This is a genomic window from Escherichia sp. E4736 (assembly GCF_005781225.1).
Classification (GTDB): domain Bacteria; phylum Pseudomonadota; class Gammaproteobacteria; order Enterobacterales; family Enterobacteriaceae; genus Escherichia.
In genome coordinates this window covers 94,820-111,719 of the sequence record NZ_VATT01000030.1, presented here as the reverse complement: position 1 = coordinate 111,719, position 16,900 = coordinate 94,820, and the positions used below count along the sequence as shown (strand labels likewise).

Sequence of the window (16,900 nt, the reverse complement as noted above, 5' to 3'; positions counted from 1 at the left end):
TACGGACTTCTTGCCCTAACAGGATCCCGGTCATCTCAAAATTGGCGTTAGTGTTAGACATATATTCAAGCCTATCTCTTATCTGGAGATACAGCTACTGTCCGGTGTTTCTGGGGGCTACATCATGATTATAAAATCAACCTACTTGATGATGATGACAGCTTCTACGCTGCGAACGGTATCTCTACCGATGATATCGTTGCTTTAGGTCTGGTATACCAGTTTTAATCTTGCCTGCCCGCCGTTTGGCGGGCATTTTCTTCATATTTCTCCTCCCTTGATCTAAATTAAAAATGTGAACTCCGTCATTACACAAAATGAGTCATCTGGCGTTACACTTTATGCGGATACTAAAACAGGAGGTTTTATGAACAGAACGATTCTTGTCCCTATCGATATTTCAGATTCAGAATTAACTCAACGTGTGATTAGCCACGTTGAGGCAGAGGCAAAGATTGATGATGCAGAGGTTCATTTCCTGACGGTAATACCTTCGCTACCCTACTATGCCTCTCTGGGATTAGCGTATTCCGCAGAGTTACCGGCAATGGATGACCTGAAAGCGGAAGCCAAATCGCAACTGGAAAAAGTCATTAAAAAATTCAAACTGCCGACTGACAGAGTGCATGTCCATGTTGAAGAAGGTTCGCCAAAAGACCGTATTCTGGAAATGGCGAAAAAAATCCCTGCTCACATGATAATCATTGCTTCTCATCGACCGGATATCACCACCTACCTGCTCGGCTCTAACGCCGCTGCCGTAGTACGTCACGCCGAGTGCTCAGTGCTGGTCGTGCGCTAACACTAACGCCCGCAGACCGCTGCGGGCTTTTTGATTCATTTCGCAAATGTGCTGACATTTTCCCCTCTAATCCGTACCATACACGCCACAGTTTTTATATCAGACTTCTTATGCTGGGCGTTCCGGCATGACGCATACTTTTCTGATGCCATATAACGAATTGAGTCGCTATTAAATGTCGCAAAATCAAGAAATTAGTAAGAAAGAACAATACAATCTCAACAAATTGCAAAAACGTCTGCGTCGTAACGTGGGCGAAGCCATTGCTGACTTCAATATGATTGAAGATGGCGACCGCATTATGGTTTGCCTCTCCGGGGGCAAAGACAGCTATACCATGCTGGAGATCCTGCGTAATTTGCAGCAAAGCGCGCCAATCAATTTCTCGCTGGTTGCCGTTAACCTCGACCAGAAACAGCCTGGTTTCCCGGAACACGTCCTGCCGGAGTATCTCGATAAGCTGGGCGTTGAGTATAAGATTGTTGAAGAGAATACTTACGGGATCGTAAAAGAGAAAATCCCTGAAGGAAAAACTACCTGCTCGCTCTGCTCTCGTCTGCGTCGCGGTATCCTTTATCGCACCGCAACAGAACTGGGTGCCACGAAAATCGCACTGGGTCACCACCGCGACGATATCCTGCAAACACTGTTCTTAAATATGTTCTACGGTGGCAAGATGAAGGGGATGCCACCGAAACTGATGAGCGATGATGGCAAACATATCGTGATTCGTCCGCTGGCCTACTGCCGCGAAAAAGATATTCAGCGTTTTGCCGATGCGAAAGCGTTCCCGATTATTCCGTGCAACCTGTGCGGCTCGCAGCCTAACCTGCAACGTCAGGTGATTGCCGATATGCTCCGTGACTGGGATAAGCGTTATCCGGGACGTATCGAGACAATGTTCAGCGCGATGCAAAATGTAGTGCCGTCTCATCTGTGCGATACCAGTCTGTTCGATTTCAAAGGCATTACCCACGGTTCAGAAGTGGTTAACGGCGGTGATCTGGCGTTTGATCGCGAAGAGCTGCCACTACAACCGACGGGCTGGCAGCCTGAAGAAGACGAAAATCAGCTGGATGAACTGCGGCTGAATGTGGTTGAAGTGAAATAATCAGGATAACGCCCGATGCGTAAGATTATCGGGCTACTCTTATGCATGCCGGATAAGACGCGGCCAGCGTCGCATCCGGCGAGATGTTTAGCCTTGCATCAGGCAATTCAACATTTCGTTATTTTAATAACCGTACCCGGCAAGTTTTTCCTTTAATCTTGCCGCCCTGTAACTGCTTCCATGTCTTATGAGCAACAGCCTGTCGCACAGCGACATAGACATGCGCTGGGTGCACGGTGATTTTGCCAATATCTGCGCCATCCAGCCCGATATCTCCTGTCAGCGCGCCTAATACATCACCGGGACGCATTTTGGCTTTTTTCCCGCCATCGATACACAACGTTGCCATTTCAGCCTCCAGCGACACAATGTCCCTGCTGGCTGGTAACGTTTGCCAGTTAAGTTTCATCTGCAACATGTCGGCAATGATATTAGCGCGCTGTGCTTCTTCTGGCGCACAGAAACTGATTGCCAGACCGCTATTCCCGGCACGCGCCGTACGCCCGATACGATGCACATGAACTTCAGGATCCCACGCCAGCTCAAAGTTCACCACCAGCTCAAGCGATTTAATATCCAGACCACGCGCAGCGACATCGGTCGCTACCAGCACACGAGCGCTACCGTTGGCAAAACGAACCAACGTCTGGTCGCGATCGCGCTGTTCCAGATCGCCATGTAACGACAATGCACTTTGCCCTACTTCATTCAGCGCGTCACACACAGCCTGGCAATCTTTTTTGGTGTTACAAAACACCACACAAGACGCTGGCTGATGCAAACTTAATAACCGTTGCAACAACGGAATTTTGCCCTTGCTGGATGTCTCATAAAATTGTTGTTCAATAGGCGGAAGAGCATCTGTTGTGTCTATTTCAATCGCCAGGGGATCTCGTTGTACACGACCGCTTATCGCGGCGATCGCTTCCGGCCAGGTGGCAGAGAAGAGAAGCGTCTGGCGAGAAGCTGGCGCAAAACCGATGACTTCATCAATTGCGTCGCTAAACCCCATATCTAGCATACGGTCGGCTTCATCCATGACCAACGTATTCAACGCATCTAACGAAACAGTTCCTTTTTGCAGGTGATCCAGCAAACGCCCCGGCGTTGCCACGATGATATGCGGCGCGTGTTGCAGTGAATCGCGCTGAATGCCAAACGGCTGACCGCCGCATAAGGTCAAGATCTTGGTATTTGGTAGGAAACGCGCCAGCCGACGTAACTCCCCTGCGACTTGATCCGCCAGTTCACGAGTCGGACACAGCACTAAAGCCTGAGTCTGAAACAGCGACGCATCAATTTGCTGTAACAACCCGAGGCCAAATGCCGCGGTTTTTCCGCTGCCGGTTTTCGCCTGCACGCGAACATCTTTTCCAGCAAGGATCGCCGGAAGTGCGGCGGCCTGCACTGGTGTCATGGTTAAGTAACCCAACTCATTAAGGTTAGTGAGCTGGGCGGGAGGCAAAACGTTCAGGGTAGAAAAAGCGGTCACAATCTATTCTCGTGGTCATCAGCGCAAAGTTAGCAGGCGCGTATCCTCGCAGATCTACGCTCACGTTGCGACAATTTAATCGGTTCTTCATCGGGCGGCGGGTCGGGCATAGGTTGTGGACGAGGGATTGGATCGGGGACTGGGACGGGATCGCCAGGAATCGGTTCAGGGACAGGAATTTGCAAATAAATGAGTGTCATCATATTTCCCTTTGGTCATTGGGTAGACTCTTAAAGGGTAGACGTTGACAGATAACAGACAAAAAAAAGCCGACTTATCTAAGTCGGCGTCGTACGAATCAATTGTGCTATGCAGTAATTCAAAAAAGGAAGTAAGACAATATGGAGCGCAACGCCCATCGCTTGACGTTGCATTCACCTGCGTGGAAGATATTGCCCTGATTGGGTAGAGAGTTTATTGACCTCGCTCAAACTTTACGGCGTTTTTGTATACAGAAACCCGGGGAAATTGCTTTTGTTACAACCATTTACTACGATGCAACCATAAAGCAACACCACCAATAAGAACAACTAACAGAATACAAAAAAGCGAAAAACCAAATTGCCATCCTCCACCTGGAATACCGCCGAGGTTAACGCCAAATAACCCGGTTAAAAATGTACTGGGTAAAAAGACCATTGCCATCAATGACATTGTGTAAGTACGGCGGGCTAAATTTTCCTGCATCACTTGGGCGATTTCGTCCGCCATCACGCCAGTTCTCGCAATGCACGCGTCAATCTCATCCAGACCGCGCCCAAGACGGTCAGCAATATCCTGCATTCGGCGCCGTTGATCGTCATTCATCCAGGGCAGGCGCTCACTGGCAAGACGAGCATAAACATCTCGCTGCGGCGCCATATAGCGACGCATAACAATGAGTTGTTTTCGTAGTAGTGCCAGGAAACCGCGCGGCGGAATTTGTTGATCAAGTAAATTATCTTCCAGGTCGATAATTTTATCGTGCAGTTGCTCTATAAACTCATTGGAGTGATCGGTTAATGCATCACACACATCCACCAGCCAGCCTCCGCAATCAGTCGGGCCGGTCCCCTCTTCCAGATCGCTAACTACATCGTCTAACGCCAGTACTTTACGTTGTCGGGTCGAGACAATGAACCGACCGTCCATATAAACACGCATGGCGACCAGCTGGTCGGGACGTTCATCAGTACTGCCATTAATGCAGCGCAACGTAATCAACGTCCCTTCACCAAGACGGCTGACTCTGGGTCGCGTGCTTTCCCCTGCCAGCGCGTCACGCACGTTATTTGGTAGCAATGGTGTCGTTGCCAGCCACTGCGCGCTGTCATGGTGCACATAATTAAGGTGGAGCCAGCAGGGATGCTCTTCATCTATCTCATCTGTATTTTCCAGCGGTTTAACGCCGCCTTTACCATCCAACATCCAGGCAAATACTGCATCCGGTACATTTATGTCCGCTCCCTTAATCGTTTCCACAGTGCCTCCATTATCAATGCTTTATTTTGTAGTCTAGTCTTCTGGTCATCTTACGCAACATCTCCTCACCCCATTACCCTGAAATGATTAATAAAATCCTGTCAAAACTAAATACAGAAAGCAAAATACTTTTCATGATTAGAAAAGGGGTAAAGTGTTAAATAGCGTCTATCATTATCAGAATTATCTGATCATTCGTGGTGGCATTTTTGCGATCAGATAACAATAGAAAATTGATAAAAATAACGGGATTTCAATGACTACGCACAACTTCAATACCCTGGACTTATTAACCAGTCCTGTCTGGATCGTTTCCCCCTTCGAGGAACGGTTAATTTATGCCAATAGCGCTGCGCAACTGTTGATGCAAGAACTCACTTTTAGTCAGCTACGAACCGGCCTCTATTCCGTCTCCTCCCAAAACGAACTGCCAAAATATCTCGTAGACCTGCATAACCAACTCGATATTGTAGAAATTCTCACGGTCAAGCGTAATGGTGAAGAGACAGCACTAAGCTGTCGGTTAACCCTCAAAGAGATTGGTGATTCTGGGGAAGTGATTATATTTGAAGGGATGGAGACACCCGCAAGTCTGGGCTTAAAAGCCAGCCGATCTGCAAATTATCAGCGTAAAAAACAAGGGTTTTATGCGCGTTTTTTTCTGACTAATTCCGCGCCAATGCTGTTGATAGATCCCTCGCGTGATGGCCAAATTGTCGACGCCAATGTGGCCGCACTCAATTTCTATGGCTATAACCATGAAACAATCTGTCAGAAACACACCTGGGAAATTAATATTCTTGGGCGTCGCGTGATGCCTGTCATGCATGAAATTTCGCGTTTACCCGGCGGACATAAACCTCTTAACTTTGTCCATAAGCTGGCAGATGGTTCCACTCGCCATGTGCAAACTTATGCCGGGCCAATTGAGATTTATGGCGACAAGTTAATGTTATGCATCGTGCATGACATTACCGAGCAAAAAAGGCTGGAACAACAACTGGAACACGCGGCTCACCATGACGCGTTGACGGGGTTACTTAACCGCCGACAATTTTATCACATCACCGAGCAAGGCCAGATGCAGCATCTCGCAATCGCTCAGGATTACAGTTTGCTGCTTATCGACACCGATCGTTTTAAGCATATTAATGACCTGTACGGTCACCAGAAAGGTGATGAAGTTTTATGCACTCTGGCACGTACACTCGAAAGCTGCGCTCGCAAAGGCGATATGGTGTTTCGATGGGGAGGTGAAGAGTTCGTCTTGTTATTACCCAGAACTCCGCTGGATACCGCAATTTCTCTCGCTGAAACTATCCGATTGAGCGTGGCAAAAGTGAGTATTTCTGGCTTACCGCGTTTTACGGTCAGCATTGGCGTGGCACATCACGAAGGCAATGAAGGCATCGATGAATTGTTTAAACGCGTAGATGATGCGTTGTATCGGGCGAAAAATGACGGACGCAACCGCGTACTGGCGGCTTGATATTTTCAATAGCGCGGAAGCGTCAATGAATTATCGACTGCGTTTAGCGTGACGCTCCCAGTTTTCTTGTTTCGCCTGCGCTGTTTTACGCAGTGCTACGTAACACGCCCCGCTGCCGCCATGATGCGGTAGCGCGGTGCAATAAGCCTGTACATCATCAAACTCTGTCAGCCAACGTGCGACATAACTACGGACAATGTTGGCGTGAGACTTATCTTCTCTGCCTTTGCCGTGAATAATAAGTACATTACGCAAACCATCCGTCCGCGCCTGATGAATAAAACTAAACACCATTTTGCGGCACTCTTCCACCGACTGGCGAAGTAAATTCAGGCTAGCCTGTTGCGGATATTTGCCGCTGCGTAGCTTATCGATCACCCCATGTTGCAAACCTTCCCGACGAAATTCCAAGGGCTGATTTAGCGGGATGATGTCGAGAAATCCTGTGGTGAGGAAATTATCAAGTTGCAGCGTGTCTATACGCTGTGGCGCGCGTTGGTTACGCACAGGATGCCAGTGGACATCAGTAGCACGTTTCAGTGGTTGGACATCTTCCATGGCGTCAAGAAACAGCGATTTGTCGTCAAGGTTCATGTAACCTCCTATGTACCTTCGCACGTCGTGATCCAGACGAGTTAATTTTTCATACATCTGATGCTTGCTGTATCGTTCACTTCGCAAGTTGAAGCAACATCTTGCTCCATACAGGCTAGTGTCCCCGCAGGCGGGGCATTTTATACCAGCCTGGTTGCAGTATCGAACAGTTTAAGCCGGGAGTGAGCCTGCACAGGCCCTAATTAAGGCGATTTGTCCATCACAGCAACCAATATATGATGACGGTAATTTGTTGCACTTCGCCTGAAATATACTTCAGCAAATCACTCTGCAATATGTTTAAACCCCGCACAGGTTAATCATCCTCTAAATTCACCGGTCGATTAACGATGCATGATTATTCAATCATGAGATGAACGTTTTAACTTATATTTTCGTGAAATCTGTCACTGAAGAAAATTGGCAACTGATGGGCAAAACCGTTATAACACTGTCACCGGCTGACAGGAAGCAGGCCGGATTCAAGACGCGGATGCACTGCTGTGTGTACTGTAGAGTCTGGCGGATGTCGACAGGCTCTATTTTTTTATTCATTTGTCTGCATTGCAGAAAACCACATTCTCGCTGGTGTCGGGAGAAGTAACGAAGCGGCAGACGCATTTAGCCCGGAAATCCACCTCAGCGCTATCGATCAAACCGGAAACTAATCCAGGTACCTACTATTCATTAGTCGTACCGTACCCTCTTATCTTCTTGTGGTATGGCTGCTAATGTTGCTTGCATGGTATCTTGTCGGTCTGCTGATTAGTCCGGGGGTTTACCCACATTTATCTTAAGAGAGAACGGATGCTGAGATTACTTGAAGAAAAAATTGCCACGCCACTGGGTCCTCTGTGGGTTATTTGCGATGAACAATTTCGTCTGCGGGCGGTTGAGTGGGAAGAGTATAGCGATCGCATGGTGCAATTGCTGGACATCCATTATCGCAAAGAAGGTTATGAGCGTATTTCCGCCACCAATCCCGGCGGGTTAAGTGATAAACTTCGTGATTATTTTGCCGGTAATCTAAGCATTATTGATTCCCTACCCACTGCCACCGGCGGTACGCCATTTCAACGGGAAGTATGGAAAACGCTACGCACTATCCCGTGTGGACAGGTAATGCATTACGGTCAACTGGCAGAACAACTAGGCCGCCCAGGGGCCGCGCGTGCCGTCGGCGCAGCCAACGGTGCAAACCCGATCAGTATTGTGGTGCCTTGTCACCGGGTCATTGGCCGAAACGGCACGATGACAGGATATGCAGGCGGAGTGCAGCGAAAAGAGTGGCTATTGCGCCATGAAGGTTATCTTTTACTGTAAACATTAAGCAATTTGTGCCTGCGTGTTCACAGTTTTACGTAAAGTTACCCTTAACAATCTAAGGTTTTTCAATTAGATAGACATAAATTTACATCTATTATCGGAATTCTCCGCTGTTAAGGTTTGCTTAGACTTACTTGCTCCCTAAAAAGATGTTAAAATTGACAAATATCAATTACGGCTTGAGCAGACCTATGATCCCGGAAAAGCGAATTATACGGCGCATTCAGTCTGGCGGTTGTGCTATCCATTGCCAGGATTGCAGCATCAGTCAGCTTTGCATCCCGTTCACACTCAACGAACATGAGCTTGATCAGCTTGATAATATCATTGAGCGAAAGAAGCCTATTCAGAAAGGCCAGACGCTGTTTAAGGCTGGTGATGAACTTAAATCGCTTTATGCCATCCGCTCCGGTACGATTAAAAGTTATACCATTACAGAGCAAGGCGACGAGCAAATCACTGGCTTTCATTTAGCAGGCGATCTGGTGGGTTTCGATGCCATAGGCAGCGGTCATCATCCAAGCTTCGCCCAGGCGCTGGAAACCTCGATGGTGTGTGAAATTCCGTTCGAAACGCTGGACGATCTGTCCGGTAAAATGCCAAATTTGCGCCAACAAATGATGCGTCTGATGAGCGGCGAAATTAAAGGCGATCAGGACATGATCCTGCTGTTGTCGAAGAAAAATGCCGAAGAACGTCTGGCTGCATTTATCTATAATCTGTCCCGTCGTTTTGCCCAACGCGGCTTCTCCCCTCGTGAATTCCGCCTGACGATGACTCGTGGCGATATCGGTAACTATCTGGGCCTGACGGTAGAAACCATCAGCCGTCTGCTGGGGCGCTTCCAGAAAAGCGGCATGCTGGCAGTCAAAGGTAAATATATCACCATCGAAAATAACGATGCGCTGGCCCAACTAGCCGGTCATACACGCAACGTCGCCTGATTTTTCCGCATAACTCACTATCCTTCTGTCATATCATTAAATTTTTCTCATTTATTGATCTGGCAGAAGGTTCATCACTGTTTCATTCACCAGATCTAGGTTACTCTTTTAATACAAACTGCATTGACAGTTGTTGTAAGGAGACTCTGTATGGCTATGTATCAGAACATGCTTGTTGTTATCGATCCTAATCAGGACGATCAACCCGCATTACGGCGAGCTGTTTATTTGCATCAACGGATTGGTGGCAAAATTAAAGCCTTTTTGCCTATTTATGACTTCTCATACGAGATGACTACCCTACTCTCCCCGGATGAGCGGACCGCCATGCGTCAGGGCGTCATTAGTCAGCGTACTGCGTGGATCCACGAGCAGGCGAAATATTATCTTAACGCTGGCGTTCCCATTGAAATTAAAGTGGTCTGGCATAACCGTCCTTTCGAAGCCATCATTCAGGAAGTACATAGCGGTGGGCACGATCTGGTGCTAAAAATGGCGCACCAACATGACCGCCTGGAAGCGGTGATTTTTACGCCAACAGATTGGCACCTGTTACGCAAATGCCCAAGCCCGGTGTGGATGGTGAAAGACCAACCGTGGCCGGAAGGGGGTAAGGCACTGGTGGCGGTGAATCTCGCCAGCGAAGAGCCGTATCATAATGCGCTCAATGAAAAACTGGTGAAAGAGACGATCGAACTGGCGGACCAGGTCAACCACACCGAGGTACATCTGGTTGGTGCTTATCCAGTAACCCCCATCAATATTGCGATTGAACTGCCGGAATTTGATCCAAGCGTTTATAACGATGCTATTCGCGGGCAACATTTACTGGCGATGAAAGCCCTGCGGCAGAAATTCAGCATTGACGAGAAAATGACGCATGTCGAAAAAGGTCTACCGGAAGAAGTGATTCCCGATTTAGCGGAGCATTTACAGGCAGGGATTGTGGTTCTGGGAACCGTAGGACGCACTGGTATTTCTGCGGCATTCCTTGGCAATACGGCGGAACAAGTGATTGATCATCTTCGCTGCGACCTGCTGGTGATTAAACCCGACCAATACCAGACACCTGTCGAACTGGATGACGAAGACGACGATTAATCGTTCGTCACTTACTTTCAAGGCCCGAAGTTACGGGCCTTTTCTTTTACTTACTTTTCCTCTCCACCGAGGAAATAAATACCCAGCGGGATTGCCAGTAACACGGTAAAGACCAGACTATAGACAAAAATCATCGATGACTGAATCACATACATTGATGTCGTCCATTCGGACAGCGGGATATTGTATTGTTCAATAACACCACCGATAGTCGCGCGAGTCACTACCGACGCCGCAATAATGAAAACCGCCAACAAACCTATGAGAAACTTTCTCCCTTTCGCTGACTTCAGTTTCGCCATGATCATAATGTAATCCTTTTGCAGATAAACCCTTTGTTACTTGTGTGTAACAATACCATGACATTTTGGTGTTGTCTGCCCTGAAAGCAATAGATTGTCGCGTAACATATCATCAACTCGTTGATAAATTAGCTAATGTTGCTACTTCCTTCCCTGTCTATTGATGATATGCATGAATTATCGCGATAAAATAACCCCGCCAGGGGTTTCCGGCATGACGTCAACAATCTGGAGGAGCCTAATAAAACAATGATCGCTGAACTGTTTACAAATAATGCGCTTAATCTGGTCATTATTTTCGGTAGCTGCGCAGCATTGATTCTTATGAGCTTTTGGTTTCGCCGTGGAAATCATAAAAGAAAAGGATTCTTATTCCACGCAGTGCAATTTTTAATCTACACCATAATTATCAGTGCTGTTGGTAGCATCATTAATTATGTCATCGAAAACTACAAACTCAAATTTATCACACCGGACGCCGTTGATTTTATCTGTACGTCACTGATAGCCCTTATCCTGACGGTTAAGTTATTCCTTCTAATCAATCAGTTTGAACGGAAGCAGATTAAAAAAGGCCGCGATATTACCAGTGCACGGATTATGTCGCGGATCATCAAAATCAGCATCATCGTCGTCATTGTTCTGCTCTATGGCGAACATTTCGGCATGAGCCTTTCAGGCTTGCTGACTTTTGGTGGTATTGGTGGCCTTGCAGTAGGTATGGCCGGTAAGGATATTCTGAGCAACTTCTTTTCCGGCATTATGCTCTATTTTGATCGCCCCTTTAGTATTGGCGACTGGATCCGTTCTCCTGACAGAAATATCGAAGGAACGGTGGCAGAAATTGGCTGGCGAATGACTAAAATCACCACATTTGATCATCGTCCGCTGTACGTGCCGAACTCACTGTTTTCATCTATCAGCGTTGAAAACCCCGGTCGAATGACCAACCGTCGTATTACTACGACCATTGGTTTACGTTATGAAGATGCGGCTAAAGTGGGCGCTATTGTCGAAGCGGTACGCGAAATGCTTACAAATCATCCCGCCATCGACCAGCAGCAAACCCTATTGGTTTATTTCAACCAGTTTGCCGATTCGTCGCTAAATATTATGGTTTATTGTTTTACTAAAACCACCGTTTGGGCCGAATGGCTTGCCGCCCAGCAGGACGTATATTTGAAAATTATCGATATTGTACAGTCGCATGGCGCGGATTTTGCCTTCCCCAGCCAGACGTTGTATATGGAGAATAACACACTACCAGAACAGGTGAAGTAATAACCTGCAGAAACTGGATGGCGATATGCTTATTCGCCATCCAGTCTTATTTATTATTCAATTAACAGCAGCCAGCGCGACATTATTCTCGCCAGCTTTAAACTGAACATATTGTTCCTCAGTACCAAAGAAAACTTCAGACTCCGTGCTGTGACCGATCCCCGGTACCGTTTCATTCTCTGAATATTGCCAAAGCGTCCAGGGATTGCGTCCTTCAAGCTTCACACCAGCTTGTCCCCAATACCCCATCCACACCATATACTGCTCGAATCGACTATCCATGAAATGTGACAGGTTATTATGATTTCCATAAAATATGGGGGTTTTGTGATAATTTTGGTAGATTAAATCGGCAAAACGCAAAATATCATTACGTGCATTAGCCATTCCCGATTTTTTAAAGCAGTTTAGTTGAGTTGTATCTTCACCTTCAGGATTTACCAATAAAATGCCGGGCGGTAACATTTTCGGCTCTGCGGGCAGGAGACTTTTTGCCGTTTCCAATTGCGCCTCAGGTGTGCGGCAAAAATCAAATTTGAAATAACCTCCACGATCAAATTTGGAATCAGCTAATTGTTTCCAGTGAGACTTAAATGATGAATCGGGACCTCTCCAGCCAACCACTCTCGCATACACAAAACGCGCAGATGATTTTTCCTGGAATAATTTCCAGTCTATTTCACCATCGTTAGAAGAAATATCATGTCCGTGAATTGGGTAAATTTCCGGCGTTTTAAAAATACGAATGTCAGGACGGTTGGGAATTGCACTTACGGGGCCATAAGGAATCTCAATCGATTTATTATCTTTTTCCTGATTATCTGCGGGGACAGGGGCTGACTTATCAATCGAGAATGAGGCTACATCAATATTCGTAAACTCCCCTGCTTTACCCGCAGCCAGCTGAGTCTTATTATCCAGACGACTTGCCGCAGGTTCATTGATGAAGAAGAATCCCCCTGGACCCGCTGGCATTTCTGTTGCACCTATCCAGGCATCGCTTAAATGTAATCCCTTACCTTGTTCATCCAGTTTTTCATTAATATCTGAATATTGATCATTAACATAGATAAATAAACTCAACGTTCTGGTTATTCCTGCGTAGTATTCCTTTTTTCCATCTACTTTTACCATATACGACTTACCAAAACGTTCGTCGGCAACGCCATTCGTTACTCCTTTGATAATTGTATCGAAAAAGACACTTCCGCGCTTTGCCTCCAGTGAGTAAACCTCTGTTTTATCATCACCGGCAGCTATTGCATAGGCACCAGGATTACTGTACGAGTTAGAATTACCCGCGCCGATAGTCATGCCATACAAGCCAGAACCAAAGCAGGCATTGACTAAAGTCAGAACATGGAAATAACGCTTTGCCAGAATATTAAGTTGTGTGTTCAAAGCTGGCATTTCATACATGCCTTTTGAACCATCAATATCCGTAGCGTTGCTCAATACAAATGCAGGTGCTTTATCAGAATTACCATTTTGAGTGCCAAAACGACCATGGCCTGAATAAGCAATTAACAAGCGAGCTTTCTTATCAAACATCATCCCTCTGGCAGGTAAATATTCCTTTAAAAAATAATTAACATTATCTAATGAAGCTTCCTGATCTCTCAATAAAATAACCTCATCAAACTTCTGTCCGTTGATCAGAAAATCAGCCATTCTTTGGCCATCCACCGCGGCTGCCGGAATATCTGCATGTAATAGTGGATATTTTGAAATTGCAATAATCAACCCGATGGAGCGCGTTTTCGCTGCATCCTGATCGGGTATTTTTAACGCATCACTGATCCGGATATCCAGTTTCCCTGGGTTCTCTGGCCCATAGTGGACAAAAAAATGACAATATTCATCAGGGACCATTGCGCCATTTTTGCAAATGTCATCTGCGCGGGCATCAGTCATTCCCAGTGATATTCCTGCAATTAACAGCCCCAGGACCGTTTTACATAAATTTGGCCATCGCCTGTTCATGATTTAAAACTCCTGCACACCCAGAGTGGAATAAAACTCAGCGGTCGGGCCCTTGTATATACTGGCATCGAATTTCTGACTTGATCCCAAATTAAGCTGCGCAGCATCGGTAAACTGCCAGATTGCCCATTTTGTCTGGTTAATTGAACGCGGCGTTTCGCTGGCCTGTGCCTGATTAGAATAATCAGCCAGCCACAGATTATGTTCTGCAACCTGGGCAAAACTTTTTTCTCCGCCGACGGCATCTTTCCACCACGCCCGCGCAGTGTAGATAACCGGTTTACGCCCTAAATCGGCTTCTACCTGCGCGGTGAATGCCTTGATCATCGTGATTATTTCAGTGGGTTTACGCTTCTGCCAGCGGTCCTTACCTGTTGATGAATCTACATCCCACTCAACATCCACCGCCGGTGGCATATCTGTCGCCCTTAACCCGCCATTGGCTTTAATAACTTTAACAAACGTCATTGCCTGCTTGCGTCCCCACAATTCCGCGTCGTCTGCCGGTGTGCCACTGGAAAGAAAGTGGTAGGCCCCACGGTGAAGTTTTATCCCTCGCTCAGTATCCCCAGCCCGCTGCCAAAAACCGGCGAATTCAGGATCAACATAACGCGTTCCTTGACTGGACTTCATATACAAGAACACAGACTTATTTTTTGCCAACAGTTCGATCGGGAAGTTTTTACCGTTATGATGGCTGATATCCACACCAAATAAAGAACTGGGTCGTGGTTGATTCAATACCGAATCGTAAGCGACATCAGCCGGAAATTTAAAATATTTTTTTACCGCAAAGGAATCAAACTCTTTATCACGAGATGGATCCGATTCCAGTATTTTTACAAACAATTCTTGTCGTGAGAGATCATTCGTTAAGTTTTCCAGCCCCAACGACGTGGCATCGGGCAGTGATTCTGCGGCCAGACTTAAAGAAGGATAATGAAGGAGTAATAACGAGATAACTAAAGGCATAGCTAAGGATTTTTTCATTTTACCACCCCATTTTAGCTGTGTGTCTGTTTGCGAATGAAAATTTTCACAAGGAACGCAATACGTCTTGCGTTGTAAAGAAAAGTAAAGCACAGCTTATATTGGGAGTATGTAATACACCTTTTAAATAAAATATTTGATTATTATTTATGCTGGACATTGGCAGAAAAATTCAAATAATTATCTTGGGTGTGATTTTTATAGGGGGGATTTTAAAAAAGAAGGTATTTTATCGGGGTTGTTAAATCTGGCGCGCATAAACGCGCCAGATGACATCATATTAATGCTTCACAATATACATTGTGCGACTATACGCCACATCTTCCGGGTTATTAATTGGATAACCTTTCAACCACGGTTTGATTAATCGCCCATTGGTATACTGGTAAATCGGTGCAATAGGCGCTTGTTCTATGAGAATTTTCTCTGCCGCGTTGTAATCGGCATTGCGCGCTTTAACGGTATTTTCAGTCGATGCCTGGGCCAGCACTTTATCGTATGCCGGATTATTAAACCGTGAAATATTTCCCGAGTGCGTTGACGTTAACAGCGTCAGGAAGGTAGACGGTTCATTATAGTCCCCTACCCATGATGCGCGGATAACGTCAAAATTACCGGTGTTGCGGCTATCGATATAGGTTTTCCATTCCTGATTTTGCAATTTGACGTCCACACCAAGATTCTTTTTCCACATCGACGCTACGGCAATCGCAATTTTCTGATGGTTTTCTGAAGTGTTATACAACAGCGTCAGCTTCAGCGGTTTTTGCGGACCATAACCGGCTGCGCTCAACAAAGTTTTTGCCTGCGCATTCAGTTCTTCCTGACTCATTTGTTCAAACGGCGAAGGCTCCGGCGTAAATCCGGCAGTAACATCTGGCGTAAAATGCCATGCTGGTTTTTCACCGGTACCTAATACTTTTTCCGTCATCAGGCGGCGGTCAATCGTCATACTTAATGCCAAACGAACGCGTTGATCTGCCGTCGGCCCTTTTTGCGTATTGAAGGCATAATAATAAGTCCCCAGCTGCGGCGGTGTATAAACCTGCCCTGGAATATCCTTCAACAGCTTTTGATACATATTTTTCGGGAAGGACTCAGTGATATCAATATCACCTGCAAGATAACGTTTCGTGGCAGCGGACTCCTGGTTAATCGGCAGGAAAGTCACTTTTTGCAGTACCGTTTTTGCGTTATCCCAATAATGGGTATTCGGTACAACCACCAGCTTTTCATTCACTACGCGTTCTTTAAGCACATATGCGCCGTTGCCGATAAGTTTCCCTGGTTTTGTCCAATCTTTACCGCTTTCAACGTTGGCTTTTTGCACCGGGAAGAAGGCAAAGTTGGCCGTCAAATTAACAAACCACGGCAATGGCTTATCAAGCTGGATTTTCAGGGTATGGGCATCAACGGCAGTGACGCCAAGTTGGTCAGGCGTGGCTTTACCATCAATAATCGCCTGAGCGTTGTTAATCCCCGCCAGCGCGGCAAACCAGGCAAAGGGAGACAACGTTTTCGGGTCTACCAGACGTTGCCAGCTATAGACAAAATCCTGCGCGGTAACCGGTGTGCCATCTGCCCATTTAGCATCATCGCGCAGGGTAAAGGTCCAGATACGGTTGTCATTGCTTTTCCACTGGGTGGCGACGCCGGGGACAATCTCCCCTTTTTCATTCTGATTCACGAGTCCTTCAAACAAATCGCGAATCACCTGAATCTCCGGCAAACCAACCGCTTTCGCGGGATCCAATGATGCAGGCTCATCCTTAATATGACGCACCAGCTCCTGCTTGTCTGCCAGTACTGTGCCGCTCGGAACATCAGCAGCATACGAAAGAGAAATGCTGCTGACTAACAGCGCACAACAAGTTACTGAAACAGAGTGCTTCATAAATTACCCTCAAACCGACGTTAATATTGATGCGTAATTATTTGTTTCTCCTTAAAGAAATGCAAATAACTTCCGGCAAAAAAGTGATAAAAGATCGATAACATATCGTTGTCGAAAAGGATTTGATAAT

15 protein-coding genes and 2 pseudogenes are annotated in these 16,900 nt (G+C 46.4%); 9 read left to right on the top strand and 8 right to left on the bottom strand.

Annotation, left to right across the window (positions count from 1 at the left end; genetic code table 11):
- Window positions 1-120 precede the first annotated feature (120 nt).
- The 3 genes and pseudogenes from FEK46_RS18015 to ttcA all read left to right on the top strand — a co-directional run.
- A pseudogene (locus FEK46_RS18015) lies at window positions 121-228 on the top strand (porin); the annotation flags it as partial.
- A gap of 139 nt (window positions 229-367) precedes the next feature.
- Window positions 368-802, top strand: a complete 435-nt coding sequence (uspF, locus tag FEK46_RS18010) for a universal stress protein UspF (RefSeq protein WP_130260872.1) — start codon at window positions 368-370, stop codon at window positions 800-802.
- A gap of 175 nt (window positions 803-977) precedes the next feature.
- Window positions 978-1,913, top strand: coding sequence for a tRNA 2-thiocytidine(32) synthetase TtcA (gene ttcA / locus FEK46_RS18005; protein WP_130208761.1), 936 nt, complete (start codon window positions 978-980; stop codon window positions 1,911-1,913).
- A 118-nt stretch (window positions 1,914-2,031) separates the two neighbouring features.
- On the opposite strand, the gene dbpA is transcribed toward ttcA, so the two are convergent.
- The 3 genes from dbpA to zntB form a co-directional block, all read right to left on the bottom strand.
- A complete protein-coding gene (gene dbpA, locus FEK46_RS18000; RefSeq protein ID WP_130208763.1) occupies window positions 2,032-3,405 on the bottom strand; it encodes an ATP-dependent RNA helicase DbpA in 1,374 nt (457 codons plus the stop codon).
- A 29-nt stretch (window positions 3,406-3,434) separates the two neighbouring features.
- Window positions 3,435-3,608: a protein YnaL gene (gene ynaL, locus FEK46_RS23945; RefSeq protein WP_276319618.1), complete on the bottom strand. Its 174-nt coding sequence runs from the start codon at window positions 3,606-3,608 to the stop codon at window positions 3,435-3,437.
- Window positions 3,609-3,882: 274 nt separating this feature from the next.
- Window positions 3,883-4,866, bottom strand: coding sequence for a zinc transporter ZntB (gene zntB / locus FEK46_RS17995; protein WP_130208765.1), 984 nt, complete (start codon window positions 4,864-4,866; stop codon window positions 3,883-3,885).
- 256 nt (window positions 4,867-5,122) lie between these two features.
- Here zntB and FEK46_RS17990 point away from each other — a divergent pair, with 256 nt between their 5' ends.
- Complete coding sequence (locus FEK46_RS17990) at window positions 5,123-6,355, top strand: sensor domain-containing diguanylate cyclase (RefSeq protein WP_130208767.1); 1,233 nt, start codon at window positions 5,123-5,125, stop codon at window positions 6,353-6,355.
- A 30-nt stretch (window positions 6,356-6,385) separates the two neighbouring features.
- On the opposite strand, the gene smrA is transcribed toward FEK46_RS17990, so the two are convergent.
- A complete protein-coding gene (gene smrA, locus FEK46_RS17985; RefSeq protein ID WP_135559613.1) occupies window positions 6,386-6,949 on the bottom strand; it encodes a DNA endonuclease SmrA in 564 nt (187 codons plus the stop codon).
- A gap of 654 nt (window positions 6,950-7,603) precedes the next feature.
- Here smrA and FEK46_RS23430 point away from each other — a divergent pair.
- The 4 genes and pseudogenes from FEK46_RS23430 to uspE all read left to right on the top strand — a co-directional run.
- Window positions 7,604-7,746: pseudogene (locus FEK46_RS23430) on the top strand (AbgT family transporter); the annotation flags it as partial.
- Window positions 7,747-7,756: 10 nt separating this feature from the next.
- Complete coding sequence (gene ogt, locus FEK46_RS17980) at window positions 7,757-8,272, top strand: methylated-DNA--[protein]-cysteine S-methyltransferase (RefSeq protein ID WP_130208908.1); 516 nt, start codon at window positions 7,757-7,759, stop codon at window positions 8,270-8,272.
- A 194-nt stretch (window positions 8,273-8,466) separates the two neighbouring features.
- Window positions 8,467-9,219: a fumarate/nitrate reduction transcriptional regulator Fnr gene (gene fnr / locus FEK46_RS17975; RefSeq protein ID WP_000611911.1), complete on the top strand. Its 753-nt coding sequence runs from the start codon at window positions 8,467-8,469 to the stop codon at window positions 9,217-9,219.
- 150 nt (window positions 9,220-9,369) lie between these two features.
- On the top strand, window positions 9,370-10,320 hold the full coding sequence (gene uspE, locus FEK46_RS17970) for a universal stress protein UspE (RefSeq protein WP_135559614.1): 951 nt from the start codon (window positions 9,370-9,372) through the stop codon (window positions 10,318-10,320).
- A gap of 50 nt (window positions 10,321-10,370) precedes the next feature.
- On the opposite strand, the gene FEK46_RS17965 is transcribed toward uspE, so the two are convergent.
- A complete protein-coding gene (locus tag FEK46_RS17965) occupies window positions 10,371-10,628 on the bottom strand; it encodes a DUF2534 family protein (protein ID WP_130208773.1) in 258 nt (85 codons plus the stop codon).
- A gap of 243 nt (window positions 10,629-10,871) precedes the next feature.
- Between FEK46_RS17965 and ynaI the strand changes: the two genes are divergently transcribed.
- Window positions 10,872-11,903: a low conductance mechanosensitive channel YnaI gene (gene ynaI / locus FEK46_RS17960; RefSeq protein ID WP_130208775.1), complete on the top strand. Its 1,032-nt coding sequence runs from the start codon at window positions 10,872-10,874 to the stop codon at window positions 11,901-11,903.
- Window positions 11,904-11,960: 57 nt separating this feature from the next.
- Here ynaI and FEK46_RS17955 read toward each other — a convergent pair whose 3' ends face one another.
- The 3 genes from FEK46_RS17955 to mppA form a co-directional block, all read right to left on the bottom strand.
- A complete protein-coding gene (locus FEK46_RS17955) occupies window positions 11,961-13,886 on the bottom strand; it encodes a GH25 family lysozyme (protein ID WP_135559615.1) in 1,926 nt (641 codons plus the stop codon).
- Window positions 13,887-13,889: 3 nt separating this feature from the next.
- Window positions 13,890-14,876, bottom strand: a complete 987-nt coding sequence (locus tag FEK46_RS17950; protein ID WP_130208779.1) for a GH25 family lysozyme — start codon at window positions 14,874-14,876, stop codon at window positions 13,890-13,892.
- 280 nt (window positions 14,877-15,156) lie between these two features.
- Window positions 15,157-16,770, bottom strand: coding sequence for a murein tripeptide ABC transporter substrate-binding protein MppA (mppA, locus tag FEK46_RS17945; protein ID WP_135559616.1), 1,614 nt, complete (start codon window positions 16,768-16,770; stop codon window positions 15,157-15,159).
- Window positions 16,771-16,900 lie beyond the last annotated feature (130 nt).